This window comes from Moheibacter sediminis, from assembly GCF_900176425.1.
GTDB lineage: Bacteria > Bacteroidota > Bacteroidia > Flavobacteriales > Weeksellaceae > Moheibacter > Moheibacter sediminis.
Genome location: NZ_FWXS01000008.1, coordinates 1 through 20,582 on the forward strand (window position 1 = coordinate 1; position 20,582 = coordinate 20,582).

Here is a 20,582-nt window from a genome sequence, read left to right on the forward strand (position 1 = left end):
AAAATAATGGAAGAGAACCATTATTACCCATTCGGATTGAAGCACTCCACATACGCCGACCCCAAACAAAAGTATGAGCTTGTAGACAATATGGAGAACACCGCAAGGCCTACTTATGTCCTGAAAACCGATTACCAGTATAAGTACAACGGAAAAGAATACCAGGATGAGTTGAATCTGAACCTTTATGATTATGGCGCAAGGAATTATGATGCTGCTTTGGGAAGGTGGAATACAATGGATAAATTATCGGAATTATATTTTGATACTTCCGCGTATGCTTATGCCAAAAATACTCCTATACAAGCAATAGATCCAGATGGGAATTTAGTTATTTTTATTAATGGCAATCATTTTGGTGAGGGTTCTAAAGGATACAGGAGACCCCAAGATTCCAAGAATACTATATATGGGAATCCAAAGGATTACAATTTTAATGGAACGTCAGCTTATTGGGGAAGTTTTGATAATAAAGTACAATCTCATTTAAATGATAATAATGCTATATATAGAGATGGTTCTTTAGGAGGATGGGGAGGATCCGGAGCCAAAAGTAGGCATGATGGAGGTGAAAAGCAGGGGTATTTAGATGCTAAACAAATTATCAAAAATTTAGAAAGAGATAAAACAACAGGAGAAATTATTGAAACCATAAAAATAATAACTCATAGCATGGGTGGAACTTACGGAAAAGGATATGTAAAAGGCCTATTGAAATACATTAAAGAAAAAGGGTATGAAAAAAGCGTAAGAATTACATTAGTGGCAGACTTTGATCCATTTCAAGCAGCTAGTTCATATACAAATGCGCATCCCGATATATTTACTCAACAATTTACTCATATAGGAGGATCATTCGGACTTGCAGATCAAGAGCAAGAGGGAGTAGATGAATATCATGAAAAAAAAGGAGAACACTCAATATCTACATTCTTTGATGATATTTCAAAATTAAAAGAAGGAACCTATAAGTGGAATGATAAAACAAACCAGTGGGATTGTACAGATTGTAAAAAATAAAAAAATGAATCAAAACCGTATCGTTGCAAAATATTATGCATTGCACCTTTCATATTTTCCTTTGAGTATCGTTTACTCATTATTTGCCACAAATGAAGATAAAAATACTATTTTCCTCTTTCTTTTTTTGGTTTTATTAGTCTCTGTAACTCTATACATTTACAATTTTGTTATAACTGTTATAAGTAATATAATATTCAAAGGAACACCTTTTGTTTCTTTCATATTGCCAGTTATAATACTTATTCCTTTGAAATTTTTATTTGATAATTTAGACTTTGGAGGAAAATATGGTTTTATTATATTATTGGTAGGAAACTTATTTGTAAATGTATTTACTTGGAAATCAATTATTAATTTGAAAAAGAAATAAAAAAATGAAGATAGTTATTTATATCTACGTTCGGCGATGTATCAGAGTTAGTGATGAAATAAATAATTATTTTAAATCACTGAAAATCAGAAAATAATTTTCATAATATTTTAATTTAAGAGTGGACATAACGTCCACTCTTTCTATTTTTAGCATCTTAAACTGCCTGAAAAACATGAAAACTGAGACCAAGTGTTTCAAAGTTAGTGATACAAGAATCAGCCCTCATTGTAAAGAAAATCAAATTATAAAGAATGATAAATATAAATACCTTATAGATAAAAGTATTGATCAAACTACCCGTTTTGGAACCAATTCAGTCGAAAGAAAAAACTTAGATTTAAGAATTCACCTCAAAAGATTGAACTGCAGAGCGATTTGTTTTTCAAAGAGTGTTGTAGTCCTGAGCGCTGTGTTAAAGATTTATTTTTGGAGTGGAAGAAACCCTAATCTCGATTTCGACTATTTTAAAGTTGGTTGTTTGATCTGACAAATCTAGATCTCCTTCAACCACTTCATCAAATCAAAATAATTTTGAGGAACCAATCCATGTCCGCTTCTGTATTCATGGTATTGATTTTTGATGTTTAAGTTATCTAAAAACGGTTTGCTTTTTTGTGCCCATTCGATTGGAATGACCATATCCTCGATACCATGTGAGATGAAGAAATTTAATTTCGAATAATCTTTTTCAGGATTGATTTCTCCGATGAAATCCATTTCGGGATAGCCACTCAGGCAAGCAATGTTTTTTACTTTTTCGGGATAATTCATCGCAATCGAATAGCTCAAAATCGCTCCCTGACTGAATCCAAAAACCGTTACATTTTCTTTGTCTAAATTTTCTTTTGAAGTAATCTCATCTATGAATTCAACCAATTTATTTCTTGATTCGATGGCTTGAGGAACATTGTTGAATTTCTGCATATTGACAAAATCAATTTCATACCACGCATACATTCCCAGGCTCAAAGTATGAATTCCCTGCACGCTTATCACATGAAATTCATCGGGAATATCATCCGCAAAACTGAATAAATCCTGCTCGTTACTTCCGTAACCGTGAATTAGTAGGAGTAGAGGATTTTTGTCTAAAGCTTTTTTTGGTTTTCTTTCCAGATAATTGATTCCGTTTAATTCTTTCATGTATTAAAAATTTTCTTCTTCGTCTTCTAAAGTTTTCGCGATTTTATCAATGTTTAAACTTCTCGCCATCGCATCGAAAATGTTTTTATAGATTCCGTTCTGCTCATAGATTTCTTCGTGTGCGCCAGATTCCATCACTTTTCCTTGTTCCATCGCATAAATTTTATCCGAATCTATAATCTGTGAAATGCTGTGCGAAATTATGATAACTGTGCGGTTTTTCTTAATAGCATCTAAACTATTTTTTATTTGCTCCGTTGCAATTGCATCAAGACTTGCAGTTGGTTCGTCCAGGAAAATAATCGGAGGATTTTTCAAAAACATTCTGGCAATGGCAATTCGCTGTTGCTGACCGCCTGAAAGAAGCAAAGCATTACTGTCGAATTTGTCATGCAAATCCATTACTTGGTCGTAGATGTATGCTTGTTTCGCAGCTTCATGAACTTCATTTTCAGAAGCACTTGGATTTCCATAACGGATGTTTTCTTCAATAGTTCCGCTGAAAATGTGGTTTTTCTGTAAAACCAAACCGATATTATTTCGGAGGAAATCTGTGTCGTATTCTTTTAAATTAATTCCATCAAGGAAAATTTCGCCCGAAGAAGGTTCATAAAATTTATCGAGTAAATTGATTACAGTACTTTTTCCCGCGCCGCTAAGCCCCACCAACGCTGTGATTTTATTAGGAAGAATTTCCATATCGACGTTGAAAAGTGCCTGTGTTCCGTTTGGATAAATGAAATCAACATTCTTCAATTCAAATTTTCCTGTAATTTTTTCCGGTTTGTAAGTTCCTGAATTCTCAATTTCATTTTCTGCATGTAAAATTTCAAAGAAACTTTCCGAATAAATCATCGCATCATTCATTTCGTCAAAAATCCTGTGCAATTGCCCAATTGGCGCAGTTACATTGCTGAAAAGTAAGATGTGAAACATAATCATGCCGATGCTCATTTTCCCATCCAAAACCAAATATGCCGTGAGAATGATAATAATCACGACACCGATTTGCTCTACAAAAGTTTTAATTCCATTGAAAACAAAACTGGTTTTTTGGGTTTTTAATTGGTTTTCAGTTAAATCAATTTGGATTTGATTTTGTTTTTCAGATTCAATTTTTTCCCGGTTAAATGATTTGATTACCGTGATGGATTGGATAATATTGACGATTCCCTGGCTTTTACTTTCCCGGAATTGACGCATGTTTCTGCGCCATCCGCTCAATGTTTTGGCTTGTTTAATGGTGATGAAAATGTAAACCGGAACAATCATCAAACCTACCAATCCAACCCAAAAATTGGCATTGAACATCAAAATCAATGCAATAAATGAATTGGCAAAAAGTGGTAAAATATTGATGAAGAAATTCTGAACTAAACGCGTTAAACTTTCAATTCCGCGATCGATTCGGGTTTGTAGTTTTCCCGATTCGTTGTCATTGGCAGTATAAAATGCCATGCGGTAAGTAAGTATTTTATCAACGATTGCTTGTGCCAAATCGCGTGAAACATAAATTCTCAGTTTTTCTCCATAAAATTTTTGTCCGAAAGTGATGACAACGTTGACAACTTCTTTGACCAAAAGAATTAAGGTGATGGTCACAAGAAGATTTAGTCCTGAATTTAAACCTTTGCCCGATTCTACCAATTTATTCACTTCATCAACAGTATATTGAAGTGTCAAAGCATTTACTTGTGCGGTAAATGAGCCAATCAATGTCAGAAATAATGCAGCGAAAACTAGCCATTTGTATGGTTTTACATAAGGCCAAAGATTTTTGAATAAGGTCAGGAGTGTCATACAAATCAAATTTAGTAAAGATTCGTATGCGGAATAATTATTTCTGTTAAATAAAAAAAGGGAATGATTGATTTCTCAATTCATTCCCTTTTCACAGGTTTGGTTTCGATTGTGTATTGTTATTGTGGAGAACCAGCGATTTTTCTAATGTGAAAAGATGCAATGCTGCTGGTTAATAAACTTAAAGTAATTACAGAAGAATTTGTCATTCCAAAAGTCAATTGATCATCTTGTTGCAAGGAATAAACGAAATTCATTTTTGTGTCGGTGATTGTTATGTTTAACAGAGCGCCCAATCCACTAAAAGATTTACTATCTAATAATATACTGCTTCCACCGCGAGTACGAACAATTCCAATTCCGGGGTTTCCAGTTAGAAGCGAGGCTTGTAACCCTGTTCCCATTTTAAAATCAAAGTCTATTTCATAAACTCCACTCGATGGAACAGTATAAGCATGAGTAGTATCTGAAAACAAAGCTTGATTTCCAATTGTTCGATTTGCATTTGTAAAATCAATAGGACGAAACCCTGCAACCAATAAACCTATGCTCAGCAGTGTGAAACCACTTGTCTTTTTAGCGGCATAAATGGATGTATTAGGCCTGTTTAAATCATAAGTTCCTAGACCATTGCTAAGATTTTGTAAACTTACTTCCTTTACAATATTTTGATCATTTAAGTCTGCGATCAAAACAATCTCATTTCCTGTCAGTTGTGTAACCGCTTCACTATGTATATATTCAAGTTTTAGAGGTTGCTGAAGGGTTGTTTCGCCTTGTACCAATACAGTTCCTGCTACATCAAGCATGGCTTGTGGTGTCTCTGTTCCTATTCCTACTTGTGCATAATTTAAATTTGCTCCTAAGAGAACTACTATTAAAGAAGTGATTAATTTAGTCATAACGTTAGTTTTTAGTGTCAAACAATAAGTGCACTAGAACAAAAACGTTACGAAATTGCTACTCAAATAACAAAAGGTTTAGAGTTTTCAAAAGGGTCAAAATTTATTCATTTGAGATAAATTTAATAAAATCATTTTTGTTTTAGTTATATTTTCTTGATGTCATTTATAATTATTAGCATTGTAAAATTAGCTCTATAAATTATGGCATTCAAGAGGATATAACCTGAATTTTCAGAAGATTAAACCTGTTTATTTAACAGGAGAAACCCTGTTAAAATTTTCGAAGACGCCCAGTCCGAACAAAGCGAAGTCATATTTTACCGGGTCTTCTGCATCAAACTCTTTTAATTTTAAATTAAGTTCAGATACAGCTTTCCAATCATTTTGTGTACGAGTAAGAATTTTTAAGCTGCGAGCCACATTTCCGGAATGTATGTCTAACGGACAAACTAATTGTGAAGAGGAGATATTTTTCCAGATTCCAAAATCAACGCCTTGGTTGTCCTGGCGGACCACCCAGCGGAGGAACATGTTCAATCTTTTCGCCGCAGAATTATTAGCCGGACTAGACAAATGTTTTTCTGAACGTTTTTCGTGCGAAATTTCCAAAAACAATTCCCTAAATCTTTCTATTGCATGAAAACTATCCGTTTCATCTTTTTTAAAATGAAATGAATTTTCTAATCCGCGATGATTTTTATAAATGTTTTGAAGCGATTTTAAATAGAAGCTTAAATCTGTAGAATTGATGGTTCTGTGTTTGAATGTTTCGATTTTATCAAATTGATTTTCAGAATAATTCATTACAAAATCAAAGGGGGAATTTCCCATGCGGTTCATCAAATCCGTCGCTTTGTTGATGATCATTTTCCGGTTTCCCCAAGCCATCGTCGCCGCAAAAAATGCTGCAATTTCTATGTCTTCTTTAATCGAAAATCGATGCGGAATCTGTATCGGATCAGATTCTATGAAATTAGGATGATTGTATTGTATGACTTTTTCGTCCAGAAATTCTTTTAATTCATTTGAATTCATTCGGTTATGTTTTCACTGTAAAATCCGTCTTTCAAATTCGAAGTGCGAAGCTGTGGCCGGACCTTGCATTTTTTTCTAATTAAAATGATATGTTTTTCATTGAGACTTGGCAGCTCTCCATCAAAACTTCCCCAAGTAAAATCGTTAATTTCTTTTGGCGTATTGTATTTGAGGTTTCCCTCTTTTATTATTTTGAATTCCAGTTTGTAGCGGGAGTTTTCATGAGGAATTATGATTTGTTTTGCTTCAAATGAATTAAATGGCTGAGGCTGGGAATTTACTTTTATAATTTTAAAATTGAGAAACAAACTTACAAAGGCAATCAATATACTCATCATTATGAAACCTTGAACAAGATTTGAGTTTTTTAATGAAATAATCGCAAATGAAATTAAACTCAGCGCTATCATAAAATGAAAGAAAAAGCGATACTGAGGAGAAGTCAAAAATAACATGATAAGATTGATGACTGCGATTCCCCAAATCAACCAAAATGATTTTTCTTTTTTTGCGATGAATGGAAATAAAATCAAGATGATTAAAAACAAATTATTGAAAATTAACTCTAAGCCTTTATTTTCTATAGTCCACGCAATTAATTTGTCTTGGAAATTATGATGTTTCAATTCCCGCGGACTTATATGCTTCCATCCGGAATCATTGGTTATCTGTACATATAAAGATTGTAAACTTTCAGGAACTTGCCAGTCTGGAGTCAGAAATTTTCCTAAAATATTAAAAGGATAGAGCGGATATCCTGTAATTATATAATTTTTAGTGATAAATAAAATCCCTGAAATAATGCCAATCGCTGCAACAATTTTCCATTTTTCAGAAATAATTTTATGACGGAAAGCCAAAATCAAAGGAAATAATAAAATAATAGAAGAAGTTATTTTAATCAAAATCAACATGATGCATAATACAAGTATCAAATTGAAATCGCCGCGATTTTTCTTATAATTCAAAATAAATAAAGAAAAAATCACCTGGCTTATCAAAAATACAGGCAGGTCAGGAGAAGGAGAAGTTACAAATTGGAAAAAGAAAAGATTTGCACAAAGAATCAAAGCTAAATAAAGATTTGTCAACTCTTTTTTCTTTAAATACAAATGAAAATGATTCAAAGAAAAAAAACTGAATATCAGCATCAAAAAGCCATTCAGATCATTTAATCGATTGGAAATAAATCCAAAATTCAATCCGCTTTGAAGAATATGCCAACCTGACATTTGTCCAAAATAAATGTGCAGATTAGCCAAGCCTTTTACAAATCCATATTCATTTAGCCATTTGATGGTTTGGATATAATAAGATTCATTGTCAACCAGATAAGGGATTCCTGCTGATTTTGCTAATACAGAAAATGAAATAATAAAAGCAGAAAATTTTATTGGAACAGACCAATTATTGAATTCTTCGATAGTTTTTTTTAAAATTTCCAAAGCAAATTGACGGTGCTGGTATAAAATAAGAATACTTACGAATGAATTGATTAAATAAAAAATGAAGTCTGTGGGCAGAAAAATTAAGGTGAAATGCAGAAACAACATTTCTAAAAACATTCCAGAAATCAATATGTAAAATAAATTCTGAGTTTTAATTCTAAATAATGCAACTCCTAAAGTTCCCATTGCTAAAAGGATAAAGAAGCTATAAATCCAGCTAAATAGAATTAATGCCATAAGAATTTAAATCTCAAATCTTCCGTCAGTCATCACGAGTTTGCGGTCAGCCATGTTGGCTAGTTCCTCATTGTGTGTTACCAATACAAAAGTTTGCCCGAATTCATCCCTCAATCGGAAAAATAATTGATGAAGCTCTTCCGCATTTTTCGAATCTAAATTTCCCGAAGGTTCATCCGCGAAAATAACTTTTGGCTGATTGACCAAAGCCCTTGCAACGGCAACACGCTGCTGTTCTCCGCCTGAAAGTTGAGAAGGTTTGTGGTGCAGTCTTTTTTCTAAACCCAGGAAGTTTAAAAGTTCTTTTGCTTTTTCATGCACCGCAGATTTCTTTGAATTGCTTATGTAGCCGGGAATACAAACATTTTCAAAAGCATTGAACTCAGGTAGTAATTGATGAAATTGAAAGATAAATCCGATGTTTTCATTTCGAAATTCAGATAATTTTCGATCAGACAAATGGGTAATGTCTTCACGTTTGATGAGTATTTCAGTATAATGCCCGGCAGGGTCAGAACTCTTTTCCAAACTACTCAAAATCTGTAAAAGTGTTGTCTTTCCTGCACCCGAAGCACCTACAATTGAAACAACTTCGCCTTCACCTACATCTAGAGAAACACCTTTTAATACCTCTAATTCTCCGTATTTCTTGTAAATATTCTTTGCTGAAATCATAGGGCTAAATTAAGGTTTAAAGTTTAAGCCTCAAAGTTTAATATTGGTTTTCCAAATTCAAATCATTTAGAATTTAATCTAATTCTAACATTGGCGTAATCATAAAGATACGTGGCTGCTTTAATTTTGCAGAAACACTCTATGCGTAGAAAAGTGGATTTAGTCATCCTGTCTGATGTACACCTCGGAACGTATGGCTGCCGTGCAAAAGAATTGAATAATTACCTCGATTCGATACAGCCCAAAATGCTAATTCTAAACGGCGACATCATCGATATCTGGCAATTCAAAAAGAGGTATTTCCCCAAAAAACACCTCAGCGTTGTCAAAAAAATCATCGGTTTGGCTGCAAAAGGAACCGAAGTGATTTACATCACCGGCAATCATGATGAAATGCTTCGCAAATTTACCGATTTGGAATTGGGGAAAATTACTTTGGTCAATAAAAAAGTACTCGATCTGAAAGACGGAAAGAAAGCCTGGGTTTTCCATGGAGACGTTTTCGACGCATCGGTTCAGCATTCCAAATGGATTGCAAAATTAGGCGGAGTAGGGTATGATTTGCTGATTCAGCTCAATAATGCAATCAATTGGATTTTGGCAAAATTTGGAAGAGAAAAATATTCACTTTCGAAAAAAATTAAAAAAAGCGTAAAAAAAGCAGTCAAATACATTTCAGATTTTGAAAATACAGCTTCAGAATTGGCAATAGAAAATGGATATGATTACGTAATTTGCGGTCACATTCACCAGCCGCAAATGCGCGAAGTGGAAACTAAAAAAGGAAAATGTATCTATCTGAATTCCGGCGACTGGATTGAGAACTTAAGCGCTTTGGAATACCACAAAGGAAAATGGTCTTTGTTTTCTTACGAAGAAAATAAACATAAATTAGGATTGAAAGAAGAGGAAGAAGTAGCGGACATGACATTGGAAGAATTGATTTCTTCGGTAACCAACTTGAAATAAAAAAATGAAAATATTATATGCCCTGCAGTGCACCGGAAACGGACACATCGCACGCGCGCAGGAAATAATCCCCATTCTGGAAAAATATGCAGAAGTAGATTTGCTCGTAAGCGGTCACCAGTCACAAATTGCATTACCGAAAGATCCTAAATATTCATTCAAAGGAATTTCGCTTTTGTATGACAGCAAAGGCGGATTGTCTTATTGGAACACGGCTTTTAAGAATAATTTTTTGAAAGCGATAAAAGATATTAAGAGTGTTCCTGTAGAAAATTATGATTTGGTTTTAAATGATTTTGAACCAATTTCTGCTTGGGCCTGTAAATTGAAAAAGTTTGATAAAATATTAGGATTCAGTCATCAAGCATCGATGCTTTTTTCGGAAACGCCTAAGCCTGAGAGCAAAGATTTCTTTGGCGAATTGGTTTTGCAGCGTTATGCTCCGGTGGAAAATAAATTTGGATTTCACTTTCACGAATACAATCCATCGATTTTTAAACCTGTTATTCGTTCTTCAATCCGACAATTAAATCCCGAAAATAAAGGATTTTATATGACTTATCTGCCGAGTTATTCGGACGAATTTTTAATTGAAAGATTAAATGAAACCCATGTCGATTGGAGAGTTTTTTCCAAAACTTCGAAAGAAATTTATGAAAACGGGAATGTGAAAATTTATCCCATTGACCAGAAAAAATACCTGAAAGCATTTGAAAGCTGTGAAGGAATTCTCTGCAATGCCGGATTTGAAACGCCTGCAGAAGCATTATTTCTGCAAAAGAAATTATTCGTGATTCCAATTAAAAATCAATACGAACAAGAATGTAATTGTGTAGCATTGGAAAAAATGGGAGTTGATGCCAGCCGTGATTTCAATATGCGGAAAATTCAGGAATGGATTGATTCTGAGAAAAGGGTAGAGGTAAACTATGAAGATGAAACCGAAGAAATCATCTATCACGAGGTTTTGAAATTGTCATAGTAGTTTGAAAAGAACTTTAATGTTTGATAATTAATCTTTTACTGTAAGAATTCGTTTTTCCTTCCATACTGATTATGTAAATTCCAGCCGGAAAATTTGATAGTTGAATCGCGATCGTTTGATTTTTGCTAATCAACTTCTGCGCAATACTATATACAGCTTTTCCTGAATTATCATAAATTTTTACACTGTAAAGCCCTTCCTCATTGTTTTTAAGATAAATTAAATCAGATGCAGGATTTGGAGAAAATGAAAATCCTTGTAAAACTTCAATGTCATTTACAGACATTTCCGCTAAAGAAACAAGTTCTGTATTGACGATTTCTCCATTTTCATTGTCAATTAAAACAACAGCAAATTGTAAGTTTTGAAGGTTGTATTCTTCTGGAATTGTATAGTTAAATGTATATTCAACCGATTGTCCGTCTGTTATGTTTTCAGGAATGGAATTTTCTGTTCCATGATATCCTCCGATAATCTCTCTGGCAACATGATCGTGGTTAATCATATCAGCGGGAATAGGGTCCGGAAGACTTTCGAAGCCTCCCATTGGACCATTAGTTCCTCCTGCATAATAATTTACTTGACCATAACCTGGAAGATTATTTTCCATTACAAGAACCGCTAATCTGAAATCAGATTGAGAAAAATTTGAATAGAAAGTAGTATTTACCCGGATTGATAGTTCTCTTCCGGTTATATCTGGTACTAATTGCAGAGCCGCTGGATTTTTTCTTTGACGTCTGAGGTTGAACAATTCTTCCATTGATTCTGAACTAACATGCTGGTTAAATAAGGTTCTGTCAACATGCATTAAAGGAAAACCTGCAAAATTGGAATTAGAGGCATATTCCTCATTCTCAAGGACATCTCCGTCATGTACAGCAATACCTATGAATTGATTAGAATAATGTGCATCCATATATTTCATGGCTACAATCCCTCTCGGACACCAGCCGCACCACGTACCCGTTCCTTCTTCAATAAGAATCTTCGGAGTAATGGATTGGGAGAGTGTATTAATTTTTGCATGTAAAATATTGTCCGCTTGGTCGAAATCAATCTCCCCGTTGACATGAGTCGCTGTAATGGAGATATCTGCTTGTCTTATGTCCGAATAATTAACGGCAAAAGGATGTTGTAAAGAAACTGTTTCGTCTGGTAAGATATTTATCGGAATATTGGAAGTATGATCATTGGTTCCATCATTCCACATAATGTTGACAGAAGTTATATTATTTTCGCCTCTGTTGGTCAATGATAATTCAATGGTATTATCTTGATTTGGCAATGTATATCTTTCTAATTGATAGTTATTTAGCTTTACATTATTAGTCCCCATTTTTCTTACTTCAATGTTGTCGAGTAAAATAGAGAATTGACTGCAATCATAGTGTCGGAATGTGATGTAAACTATTTGCCCGATATAACCAGAAATATCCAGTCTTTTTTTATGAATAATCCCTCCCGTTTGAACTGTTTCTGTATAAACTGGTACGGCATTTACAATGTCTTCAGGATTTGAAGAATGGGTAATATATACACTGTATTTTTCGTATGGATTAGAAACCGAAGTAGCAATTTGATAATCTAAAGCAATATAATTTCCATTCTCAAGCGAAATATTTGATAAATTGACAGCAGGTGAGACAGCCAAATTATCAGGGGTGATCGAAATTGAACGGGATGAAATGGATTTAGTTCCGAAACTGGGATATGCTCCGGGAACATATGTACCCCAGTTTCTGCCGTCATTATTATAATCTACAAAATCCCAATGATCAACTCCATTTTCAAAGTCTTCAAAAAAATAGGATTGAGCTAATGTATTATTGCACAGAATCAATAAAAAAAGAAAGAAAATAAATGTAGTTTTCATGGTGAGTTCAGCTTCAAATTTTACCATGATAAATGTAGAAAATAAAATTTGAATTATTTCAACCGCACACTCTGCTCAAAACTAAATAAATCTTCCGGATCAAATTTCGATTTGATTTCCTGTAATTTTTTGTAATTATTTCCATAATAAGCCGTTTCCCAATTCGGAAAATTGATGTCAGGATAATTTCTGTATTGCGCTGAAATCCCTTTCGAATGAAACAATTGCTGAATTTCTTCAAATGCTGTCAAAAATTTATTTTCTGCTGAAGCATTGTCCCAATAAGACTGCAATTCACTTAAATAAGGATATTCACGATGTGGATAAGATGAATTTTTCTCAAAATCAGAATTCTGAATATTTCCGCCCAAAGTATTGATTTGATAAATCATTCCTGAATTGGAAATTACTTTTTCAAAAACCTTCGGAAGAAAATCCTGAATTTCTTCAATTCCTTTGTACAAGCCTGCAGAAGCATTTTTAAAAAACAAAGGTTCTTTGCGCCCGTAGTATCTTTTCAGTGCATTTGCCAGAGGTTGATTGTAAGTCGGTTTATACTCGTCAGAAAGATTTTTTAATTCATCAAATGAACTTTCAAAAGTAGCATTGTGATTGAGGAAATTAGTAACGAGAATCGTCAAAGTTTTTCCATTCAAAACAAAAGCAGAAAAAGCCTCTTGTGGTAAATTTCCTGTAAAATTAAACCAAGCTTGGATGAGCTGCATAAACCTTTCCTGATTCAGATTTCGATATTTCAAACGGTAACTGCTGAATGAATTGGGAGCAGAATGAGTTTTGAAATACATTTCGGTCACTACACCAAAATTCCCGTTTCCGCCGCCGCGGCAAGCCCAAAGCAATTCTGGATTTTCTTTGGAATCAATCAAATTTCCGTTTCCATCAACCATTTTTATGCGTGTTAAATTGTCGCAGGTCAATCCATATTTCCGACTGAAAAATCCATATCCGCCACCTAATGCTAATCCTGCGATACCCACAGTTCCGCATGAACCGGCAGGAATTATTCGTTTTTTTGGTAAAAATTCTGCATAAATTTCTTGTAAAAGACAAGCCGGCTGTAGCATCACTTCATCGTTTTCGAGCCACTGGGTTTTGTTCATCTGAGAAAGATTGATGAGCATTGAGTCTGTTCCGCAGGAGAAAGCTTCAAAGCTGTGTCCACCGCTTTTTACAGATATTTTGAGCTTATCAGTTTTTGCTTTCTGAACCGCTGCTTGTACGCCAATTGTAGTTAAACACAGCGCGATTGTTTTTGGGAACTTATCGAAACGTTTGTTAAACCCTTGTCGTAGTGTATTGTATTTTTCATCATTTCGGGTAATGAAAATGACGTCTTTGTCAGTGAATTCTAATTTTGGTTCGGGATTTGAATTTAATTTTGGTTCGGAATCTGATTCTGTCAATAATTCATTTTCTTCTTCCTTTTTGAAATCATAGCATTGCCAGAAAATTAAACTTAAACTTCCCAATCCTGCTATTTTCAAAAATTCGCGTTTGCTATAGTTTTTTGATTCCATTTCCAATTAATTTTTAAATAACTATTGTCATTGACTTCGTCGGAAGGACATTTTCATTAAATTTAGAATTAATTTAATACAACCCCGCTTCGCTCACGAAATAAATCGTCGGAATGTGAATCGTCAGTCCGAATTTAATTCCGTCAAAACTTGCATAATCATGTTTGTTGAATTCAAATGAATAACCAATATTCGCTTCTACAATTCCAATCAATGCAATTCCGATCTCGGGGGTAACATTCCATGGAGAAACATTTATACGCGCAGAATAAAAAGTACTGTTGACATATTCGCGGTAAGGGTCGACACGGTTGCCGACTTTTTTTGAATTGAACTGATAGCCGATTCCTAATTCAGGAACGACCACAAAATGTTTGGAAAAATAGGCCATGTTTGCGGTCAGACTTAAATCGATGAGGTTACCATTGGGTTGTGTCAGATAGACTTCGGGACCTAGCTTGAAATAATTTCCGTTGAGGTTGGCGTAACCGACATTTACCAGCAGATGGCTCATCAATCCTCCTTTATCTTCCTGCGCTTTTCCAAATCCTAACATGAATAAGAAAACAATTATGAATAATTTTTTCATGAATTCAAAGATATAAAAAATCGGCACAACCGCTTGTGTTGTGCCGATCCAAAAACTATGAAAATTATGGGTTTAATCTAGTGTAAATCCTCTCGTATAGATTCTTCCATACGGATCTACATAGCTGATAGAAACTTTTCCTTTGTGGCTTTTGAGAATTTTTTCAATGTCATCTTCTTTACTCACATTTTTCTCATTTACCTTCAAGATGATAAATCCATCACTAATCCCAATGCTGCTGAGCTTTCCACCTTGCTCTGTTCCTTTTACCATCAAACCATGATCGATTCCGAAACTTACTTTTTGTCGGTCTGTCAAAGGCTCAAATTCTGCCCCTAATTTTTCTGTAACCGTAAGGTCAGAAAGAGAACGTGTGGTCGTGTTTCCTTTTGTATCTCGCAACGTGACAGTGTATTCACGCTCTTTTCCGGCTCTCAAGACTTTCACTTTTACTTTGTCGCCCGGATATTTGCTTCCTACTGCTAATGTCAATTTGTTGAAACTTGTGATTTTCACGCCGTCAATTTCAGTGATGATGTCACCTTTTTCCAATCCTGCATCCAATGCGCCTCCGTTGTCAGTAATTCTCTGGATGATTACTCCCGGCTGGCTTTTTAGGTTTTCGCTGTTGCGTTTATTGTATTCTCTTACTAACGCTTCATCAGACAAATCCATTCCTTCGATTCCTAAATAACCGCGTTGAACCAATCCATACTTCTTAATGTCTTCCACAACCTTCTTCACAAGATTTGATGGGACTGCAAAACCGTATCCTACATAACTTCCTGTTTGAGATGAAATTGCTGTGTTGATTCCAACCAAATCTCCGTTTGGATTGACCAAAGCACCACCGCTGTTTCCAGGGTTGATTGCCGCATCCGTTTGGATGAATGATTCAATCGGACTTGATGCGTTATTTCTTCTTAAAATATCGATGCTTCTTCCTTTTGCAGAAACAATTCCAGCAGTTACGGTAGAGTTTAACCCGAATGGATTTCCTACTGCCAATACCCAATCTCCTACATTAATTGCATCTGAATCAACGAATTTGATGAATGGCAAACCTTTTTCCTCGATTTTAATCAAAGCGATATCTGTATTCGGATCCGTTCCGATTAATTCTGCCGTATAAGATTTTTGATTGTTGAGAATGACTTCAATTTTGTCCGAACCTTTAATCACGTGGTTGTTCGTCACGATGTAACCATCATCAGAAATAATCACACCCGAACCCGAGCCAGTAGGCTGATTGGGGTCACGCTCCTGTTGAGGAAATCCGAAGAAATACTCAAAAGGGTCGTTTGACCTTTGTCTTTGTGTATTGGTTGAAAAGTTATTGATGCTCACAACAGCATTTACAGTTCTTTGTGAAGCATCCACAAAATCCGGCGCATTGAATCCGTAATTTCCTTTGTAATCTACGAAGTCGAACGCTCCGTTTTGTTTGTCTGCATTGGTTGTAATTTCTCCGTCTTGGCTGTTAGAGAAAAATTGCATTCCTAAAATTGTAAATGCTGCACTGAAAAGTCCAACACTTAAATAGCCGATATATTTTTTCATAAATGGTTTAAAATATTTTCTTGTTCTTCGAATCAAATTTAACACCAAAGTTTCCTTATTGACAAATGGTTTAACGCTGTTTTAACAAAGATTATCAAATTGTTAAGCAGAAACATAGCATTGTTTATGATTCCAACTAAATTTAACTAATTTTGTAAGTAAAATTTATCCATTGAGTTTTAATTTTTATAAATACCAAGGTGCAGGAAACGATTTTGTAATGATAGATGACAGAAACCAGACTTTTCCTGTCAGTGAGGAAACGATTGCGAAACTTTGCAACCGTTATTTCGGAATAGGAGGAGATGGTTTGATTCTATTGCAGAATGATGCGGAGTCTGATTTCAAAATGGTTTATTTCAATTCTGACGGGAGAGAAAGTACTATGTGTGGAAACGGTGGTAGATGCGTCGTTCGCTTCGCTCATAATTTGGGTTTAATTCAAAATGAAACAAAATTCCATGCAATTGACGGCATCCATGAAGCTATAATAGAAGAAGATAAAATTCACTTGAAAATGACGGATGTTCTGGAAGTCTTCGCAAATATGGATTTTGTGTTTCTCAATACCGGTTCACCGCACCATGTGGAATTTGTGAAGAATGTAGAAAAGGTTGATGTTCAAAAAATAGGAGCGAGAATCCGTTCGGGTGAACCTTATTTTGAAGAGGGCACCAACGTAAATTTCATCGAAATCACGGGCAATAACTCATTAAGCATAAGAACCTACGAACGAGGAGTAGAAGGGGAGACTTTGGCTTGTGGTACGGGCGTGACGGCAGCGGCAATTGCAGCATTTGAAACAGGGAAATTACATGAAAATGAAATCCAGGTAAAAGCAGTTGGCGGAAATCTTTCAGTCAAATTTGAAAGAACGCTTGCCGGGCATTACGAAAATATATGGCTGACTGGTTCTGCGGAATTTGTATTCAAAGGGGAAATCTATTTCTAATTACATTTTTTGATTTATTATGAAAAGCAAATTATCTTTTTTTGTTTTGGCTTTATTTTCAATTATTCAAGCACAAGTTCCAGATGGAACCAAATATTTAGGAGATAAAGAAGTCGTTCCTCCGGGTGGTGACAGTTTTAGGGTATTTACCGAAGGCAATAAAAAAGGCGGGAAATTTAACAATGTTGTCGTAGTCGAACCTGTCTATGATTATATAAATACCGTAAACAGTGGTTTTCTTGTGAAGAAAGATAAAAAATTCGGTTTCTTGGATAAACAAGGAAATTTCATTATTCCATTGGAAAATGATTCGCTTTATTATTCATATGCTGATGAATTTTTTACAGCCGTCAAAAAAAGTAAAAAAGGAAGTTTTGATAAATCCGGCAAGCTGATGCTTCCCATTAAATTTGATGATATACTTTATTCTAGTGCTGCCAATTCTTATTCCATCGTTAAGGAAAAAGAAAAAATTGGAATATATTTCAAGGATAAGGAAATAAAAGGAGACTTCTCACAAATTACAGTTTATAACAATGGAATCAAAGCACTCAAAGACGGAAAATATGGGTTGCTCATAGATGGGAGAACGGTCATTCCTTTCGAATATGAAGATATAAATTATAAATCGGATGAAAAACCGCTGAAAGGAAATTTAGAATATTCTCAGATACGTTTTGCTCCGCGAAATTTTATTGTTTCCAAGGATGGTAAATTTGGTGTTTATGATACGAATGGTAAAATGGTCATTCCTATGGAATATAAAACCATACGCTATGATGAGCATCGCAGGCTTTATTTTTTAACTCATGAGCAAAACCTGCAGGGACTTTATATAGAAAACAGTAAAGTTTACCTAAAACCGGAATATCAGGCTATACACACAGATGGAACTTCTTATATCACTCTGAAAAAGAATAATAAATACGGACTCATCAACTACAAAGGAGTGGAAGTACTTCCAATGATATATGAAGAAACCCTTTATCAAAGCACAAATTCAAATTTTAAAGTCAAAAAAGACGGAAAATATGGGTGGGTGAATGCTGATGGCTCAGTGCTTGTTCCTGCTATTTATGATAAACTGGACAATTTTTACGATAAATCTTCATTTACCAAAGGATTGCTCGATGGTAAATACGGTATTTTGAGCATAGCAAATAATGAAATAATAATACCATTTCAATTTGATGAAATCTATGAATATTACGACAGATATTTGCTGGTTGAGAAGGACAAAAAAAGAGGCCTATATGATACAAATGGGAAGAAAATCACTGAAGTAAGCTATGATGGGTTCAAACGCAGTGATACTGAAGGTAGCCAGATGATCTTTCCTATGAAAGATAAATTTTACAGTGTGCTCGATAAAAATGGTAATTTGAAATACCAGAATGAAATCATAAACGTATCCTATTTGCACAACGAAAATTATTGGCTTGCTCCCTATCGTTCAAAAATTCAGGCTATATTAATCCAGAAGAAAGATGGAAAATATGGATTGCTGGATGAAAATACTGCAGAAATGATTGTGCCGGCTGTATATGACGAAATCACTCAGAAATATGACCCTGGCGAAACTGCTTACTTCATTGTAAAACAAGGAAAGAAATATGGTATCGTAAACCAAGAACATCAAATCATCGTTCCCATGGATTATTCCTTTATTGATTTTTTCAATTTGGATTATCTGGCTAAGCATGAAAAAGACTTACAATTTATAGCCAAAAAAGGTGAAAAATTTGGTGTAATTAATTTAAAAAATGAGACAATCATTCCATTCCAGTACAACGAAATGTCCAAGATTTCAAATACAAATCTTTACAAAGCGAAAAAAGATAAATTGTTTTCAATTATTAATGGAAGTGGTAAACCAATCAGTAATGAATTATTTGATCAAGTGGCCAATTTCGAACGTGTAAATGAATATGGTGAAGAACGCATCGCCCTCACCTTCAAAGAAGGAAAAATGCGTATCATAGATGACAACGGAAATTTCAAAACCCAACCAGTATCTATGAAACCTCATAAAGGTTTTGCAAAATTTGATGACCTCAAAATGGAATTGATAAAAGTGCTCGATAATCCAGATGACAATGCTTTGCTTGAATTTGCAGAAAAGATAACGCCATCTGAGCATTTGGTTTATTTCCTAAAAAATTATCCCAACAAGATGCGTGACGAATTCAAATATATAAGTCCTGAATATGAAATACAAAAAATCTACGAAGGATTGCTGAAATTTAAACATTCCGAATGGAGTGACAAAATTCCGGAGGAATACAGATACAACAGAAGCCACCTCATAAACGTTATGGATTATATGACCATAAAAGAAGGTGTTGTGATGAACAAACGTACTACAGATTGGGATTATGGCTCCAGATTTTTGGAGAAATTATTGAGGAATTCTATTAAAATCAACGGATTCTGGGTAAGTACTTATTTTGCTTATTAAAAATATGAAAAAAATAATTTTAGGAATTTTAGCAGTTATGACTTTGACGAGTTGTAACTTTTTTACAGGATTAAAAAGCAATGTAGAAGAAGATGGGTTTCTATATGTGAAAACAAATTCCACTATGGATGCCGTGATGGACTCACTTCAGGGAAAATTAAAAGACATCAAATCTTTTCGTAAATATGCCGAAGCCAAAGATTATGCTTCGGAAATCAAACCCGGAAAATACAAGCTCGAAAAAGGAGAATCCAACAGTAGTTTATTAGATAAATTGATAGACGGAAAACAAACAGAAGTTCATCTTATGGTTAAAAATGAACCGACTATTTTCCATCTGGCGGGTTCGGTTTCCAAAAAAATTGAAGCGGATTCAGTACAAATTGTAGAATCAATTGTCAAATTGGCAAAATCTAAAAACCTTGATGCCGAAACGGTCAAACAATATTTCATCCCCAATACTTACAACTATTGGTGGGCAACGTCTGCCGATACTTTCGTAGAGAAAATGATGAAAGAATACGACAAAGTCTGGACGGAAGAAAGGCAAAACAAAGCCAAATCGATGAACTTCACATCGCTTCAGGTTTTTACATTGGCTTCAATCGTTCAGCTGGAAGCTTCTAAAGTAGACGAACAACCCAAAGTCGCACAGGCTTACCTCAACCGACTTGCCAAGGACATGCGCCTCGAAGCCGACCCGACTTCCATTTATGCATATCGTCTGCAGAACGGATTTAACAATAAAATTCAGCGTGTTTACCACGGGCATCTGGCGATCCCTTCCGATTACAATACCTACCGCGTGAAAGGCCTTCCGCCTGCGCCCATTTGTATGCCTAACATGACGGCCATAGATGCAGTGCTCAACCCTGACGGACACGATTTTATCTACTTCTGTGCCGACCCTGATAGACCGGGTTACCACAGTTTTACAAATGATTATGAGGAACATAAACGCAATGCAGAGAAATACCGTAAGTGGTTGGAAGATAATAATATTAGGTAGGAGGTTC

At 34.8% G+C, this 20,582-nt stretch carries 17 protein-coding genes and 1 pseudogene; 8 read left to right on the forward strand and 10 right to left on the reverse strand.

Annotated features, from left to right (window positions below; translation table 11 throughout):
• The 3 genes and pseudogenes from B8977_RS11555 to B8977_RS11565 all read left to right on the forward strand — a co-directional run.
• The coding region (locus B8977_RS11555; RefSeq protein ID WP_317043211.1) for an RHS repeat-associated core domain-containing protein at window positions 1-1,020 on the forward strand (1,020 nt) is incomplete at its 5' end.
• Between the two features lie 4 nt (window positions 1,021-1,024).
• Window positions 1,025-1,393: a hypothetical protein gene (locus B8977_RS11560; protein ID WP_143736483.1), complete on the forward strand. Its 369-nt coding sequence runs from the start codon at window positions 1,025-1,027 to the stop codon at window positions 1,391-1,393.
• Window positions 1,394-1,655: 262 nt separating this feature from the next.
• Window positions 1,656-1,883, forward strand: a pseudogene (locus B8977_RS11565) (IS1 family transposase); the annotation flags it as partial.
• 5 nt (window positions 1,884-1,888) lie between these two features.
• On the opposite strand, the gene B8977_RS11570 reads toward B8977_RS11565, so the two are convergent.
• The 6 genes from B8977_RS11570 to B8977_RS11595 form a co-directional block, all read right to left on the reverse strand.
• Window positions 1,889-2,539 (reverse strand): alpha/beta hydrolase, encoded by a 651-nt coding sequence (locus B8977_RS11570; protein WP_084017888.1) that lies wholly within the window; start codon window positions 2,537-2,539, stop codon window positions 1,889-1,891.
• Between the two features lie 3 nt (window positions 2,540-2,542).
• Complete coding sequence (locus B8977_RS11575) at window positions 2,543-4,339, reverse strand: ABC transporter ATP-binding protein (RefSeq protein WP_084017889.1); 1,797 nt, start codon at window positions 4,337-4,339, stop codon at window positions 2,543-2,545.
• Between the two features lie 119 nt (window positions 4,340-4,458).
• Window positions 4,459-5,241, reverse strand: coding sequence for a hypothetical protein (locus tag B8977_RS11580; protein WP_084017890.1), 783 nt, complete (start codon window positions 5,239-5,241; stop codon window positions 4,459-4,461).
• 252 nt (window positions 5,242-5,493) lie between these two features.
• Window positions 5,494-6,279 (reverse strand): TIGR02757 family protein, encoded by a 786-nt coding sequence (locus B8977_RS11585; protein ID WP_084017891.1) that lies wholly within the window; start codon window positions 6,277-6,279, stop codon window positions 5,494-5,496.
• Entirely contained in the window at window positions 6,276-7,964 is a 1,689-nt protein-coding gene (locus B8977_RS11590; RefSeq protein ID WP_143736485.1) for a DUF8201 family protein, read from the reverse strand. Before B8977_RS11590 ends, B8977_RS11585 begins: the two co-directional genes overlap by 4 nt.
• 6 nt (window positions 7,965-7,970) lie before the next feature.
• Entirely contained in the window at window positions 7,971-8,639 is a 669-nt protein-coding gene (locus B8977_RS11595; RefSeq protein WP_084017893.1) for an ABC transporter ATP-binding protein, read from the reverse strand.
• Between the two features lie 141 nt (window positions 8,640-8,780).
• On the opposite strand from B8977_RS11595, the gene B8977_RS11600 reads away from it, so the two are divergent.
• Together B8977_RS11600 and B8977_RS11605 are read left to right on the forward strand one after the other, a co-directional pair.
• Window positions 8,781-9,608: a UDP-2,3-diacylglucosamine diphosphatase gene (locus tag B8977_RS11600; RefSeq protein WP_084017894.1), complete on the forward strand. Its 828-nt coding sequence runs from the start codon at window positions 8,781-8,783 to the stop codon at window positions 9,606-9,608.
• 4 nt (window positions 9,609-9,612) lie between these two features.
• Complete coding sequence (locus tag B8977_RS11605) at window positions 9,613-10,590, forward strand: glycosyltransferase family protein (RefSeq protein ID WP_084017895.1); 978 nt, start codon at window positions 9,613-9,615, stop codon at window positions 10,588-10,590.
• 16 nt (window positions 10,591-10,606) lie between these two features.
• Here B8977_RS11605 and B8977_RS11610 read toward each other — a convergent pair whose 3' ends face one another.
• The 4 genes from B8977_RS11610 to B8977_RS11625 form a co-directional block, all read right to left on the reverse strand.
• The gene (locus tag B8977_RS11610) at window positions 10,607-12,469 is read right to left on the reverse strand and encodes a T9SS type A sorting domain-containing protein (RefSeq protein WP_159447493.1); all 1,863 of its coding nucleotides are present in this window, start codon (window positions 12,467-12,469) and stop codon (window positions 10,607-10,609) included.
• Window positions 12,470-12,522: 53 nt separating this feature from the next.
• Window positions 12,523-14,007: an FAD-binding protein gene (locus tag B8977_RS11615; RefSeq protein ID WP_084017897.1), complete on the reverse strand. Its 1,485-nt coding sequence runs from the start codon at window positions 14,005-14,007 to the stop codon at window positions 12,523-12,525.
• 73 nt (window positions 14,008-14,080) lie between these two features.
• Window positions 14,081-14,596 carry a hypothetical protein gene (locus tag B8977_RS11620; protein WP_084017898.1) on the reverse strand — a complete coding sequence of 172 codons (516 nt, stop codon included), beginning with the start codon at window positions 14,594-14,596 and terminating at the stop codon, window positions 14,081-14,083.
• A 72-nt stretch (window positions 14,597-14,668) separates the two neighbouring features.
• Window positions 14,669-16,156 (reverse strand): Do family serine endopeptidase, encoded by a 1,488-nt coding sequence (locus B8977_RS11625; RefSeq protein ID WP_084017899.1) that lies wholly within the window; start codon window positions 16,154-16,156, stop codon window positions 14,669-14,671.
• A gap of 172 nt (window positions 16,157-16,328) precedes the next feature.
• Between B8977_RS11625 and dapF the strand changes: the two genes are divergently transcribed.
• From dapF to mltG, 3 genes are read left to right on the forward strand one after another with little or no spacing between them, the layout of a single operon-like run.
• Entirely contained in the window at window positions 16,329-17,108 is a 780-nt protein-coding gene (gene dapF, locus B8977_RS11630) for a diaminopimelate epimerase (RefSeq protein ID WP_084017900.1), read from the forward strand.
• Between the two features lie 19 nt (window positions 17,109-17,127).
• On the forward strand, window positions 17,128-19,566 hold the full coding sequence (locus tag B8977_RS11635; protein ID WP_084017901.1) for a WG repeat-containing protein: 2,439 nt from the start codon (window positions 17,128-17,130) through the stop codon (window positions 19,564-19,566).
• Between the two features lie 4 nt (window positions 19,567-19,570).
• Window positions 19,571-20,575 carry an endolytic transglycosylase MltG gene (gene mltG, locus B8977_RS11640; protein WP_084017902.1) on the forward strand — a complete coding sequence of 335 codons (1,005 nt, stop codon included), beginning with the start codon at window positions 19,571-19,573 and terminating at the stop codon, window positions 20,573-20,575.
• Window positions 20,576-20,582 lie beyond the last annotated feature (7 nt).

What these genes read in the sequence shown, in the direction of transcription:
- B8977_RS11560 (WP_143736483.1), top strand. Translation starts at nt 1,025, where the DNA reads ATGAATCAAAACCGTATCGTTGCAAAATATTATGCATTGCACCTTTCA.
- B8977_RS11570 (WP_084017888.1), bottom strand. Translation starts at nt 2,539, where the DNA reads ATGAAAGAATTAAACGGAATCAATTATCTGGAAAGAAAACCAAAAAAA.
- B8977_RS11575 (WP_084017889.1), bottom strand. Translation starts at nt 4,339, where the DNA reads ATGACACTCCTGACCTTATTCAAAAATCTTTGGCCTTATGTAAAACCA.
- B8977_RS11580 (WP_084017890.1), bottom strand. Translation starts at nt 5,241, where the DNA reads ATGACTAAATTAATCACTTCTTTAATAGTAGTTCTCTTAGGAGCAAAT.
- B8977_RS11585 (WP_084017891.1), bottom strand. Translation starts at nt 6,279, where the DNA reads ATGAATTCAAATGAATTAAAAGAATTTCTGGACGAAAAAGTCATACAA.
- B8977_RS11590 (WP_143736485.1), bottom strand. Translation starts at nt 7,964, where the DNA reads ATGGCATTAATTCTATTTAGCTGGATTTATAGCTTCTTTATCCTTTTA.
- B8977_RS11595 (WP_084017893.1), bottom strand. Translation starts at nt 8,639, where the DNA reads ATGATTTCAGCAAAGAATATTTACAAGAAATACGGAGAATTAGAGGTA.
- B8977_RS11600 (WP_084017894.1), top strand. Translation starts at nt 8,781, where the DNA reads ATGCGTAGAAAAGTGGATTTAGTCATCCTGTCTGATGTACACCTCGGA.
- B8977_RS11605 (WP_084017895.1), top strand. Translation starts at nt 9,613, where the DNA reads ATGAAAATATTATATGCCCTGCAGTGCACCGGAAACGGACACATCGCA.
- B8977_RS11610 (WP_159447493.1), bottom strand. Translation starts at nt 12,469, where the DNA reads ATGAAAACTACATTTATTTTCTTTCTTTTTTTATTGATTCTGTGCAAT.
- B8977_RS11615 (WP_084017897.1), bottom strand. Translation starts at nt 14,007, where the DNA reads ATGGAATCAAAAAACTATAGCAAACGCGAATTTTTGAAAATAGCAGGA.
- B8977_RS11620 (WP_084017898.1), bottom strand. Translation starts at nt 14,596, where the DNA reads ATGAAAAAATTATTCATAATTGTTTTCTTATTCATGTTAGGATTTGGA.
- B8977_RS11625 (WP_084017899.1), bottom strand. Translation starts at nt 16,156, where the DNA reads ATGAAAAAATATATCGGCTATTTAAGTGTTGGACTTTTCAGTGCAGCA.
- B8977_RS11635 (WP_084017901.1), top strand. Translation starts at nt 17,128, where the DNA reads ATGAAAAGCAAATTATCTTTTTTTGTTTTGGCTTTATTTTCAATTATT.
- mltG (WP_084017902.1), top strand. Translation starts at nt 19,571, where the DNA reads ATGAAAAAAATAATTTTAGGAATTTTAGCAGTTATGACTTTGACGAGT.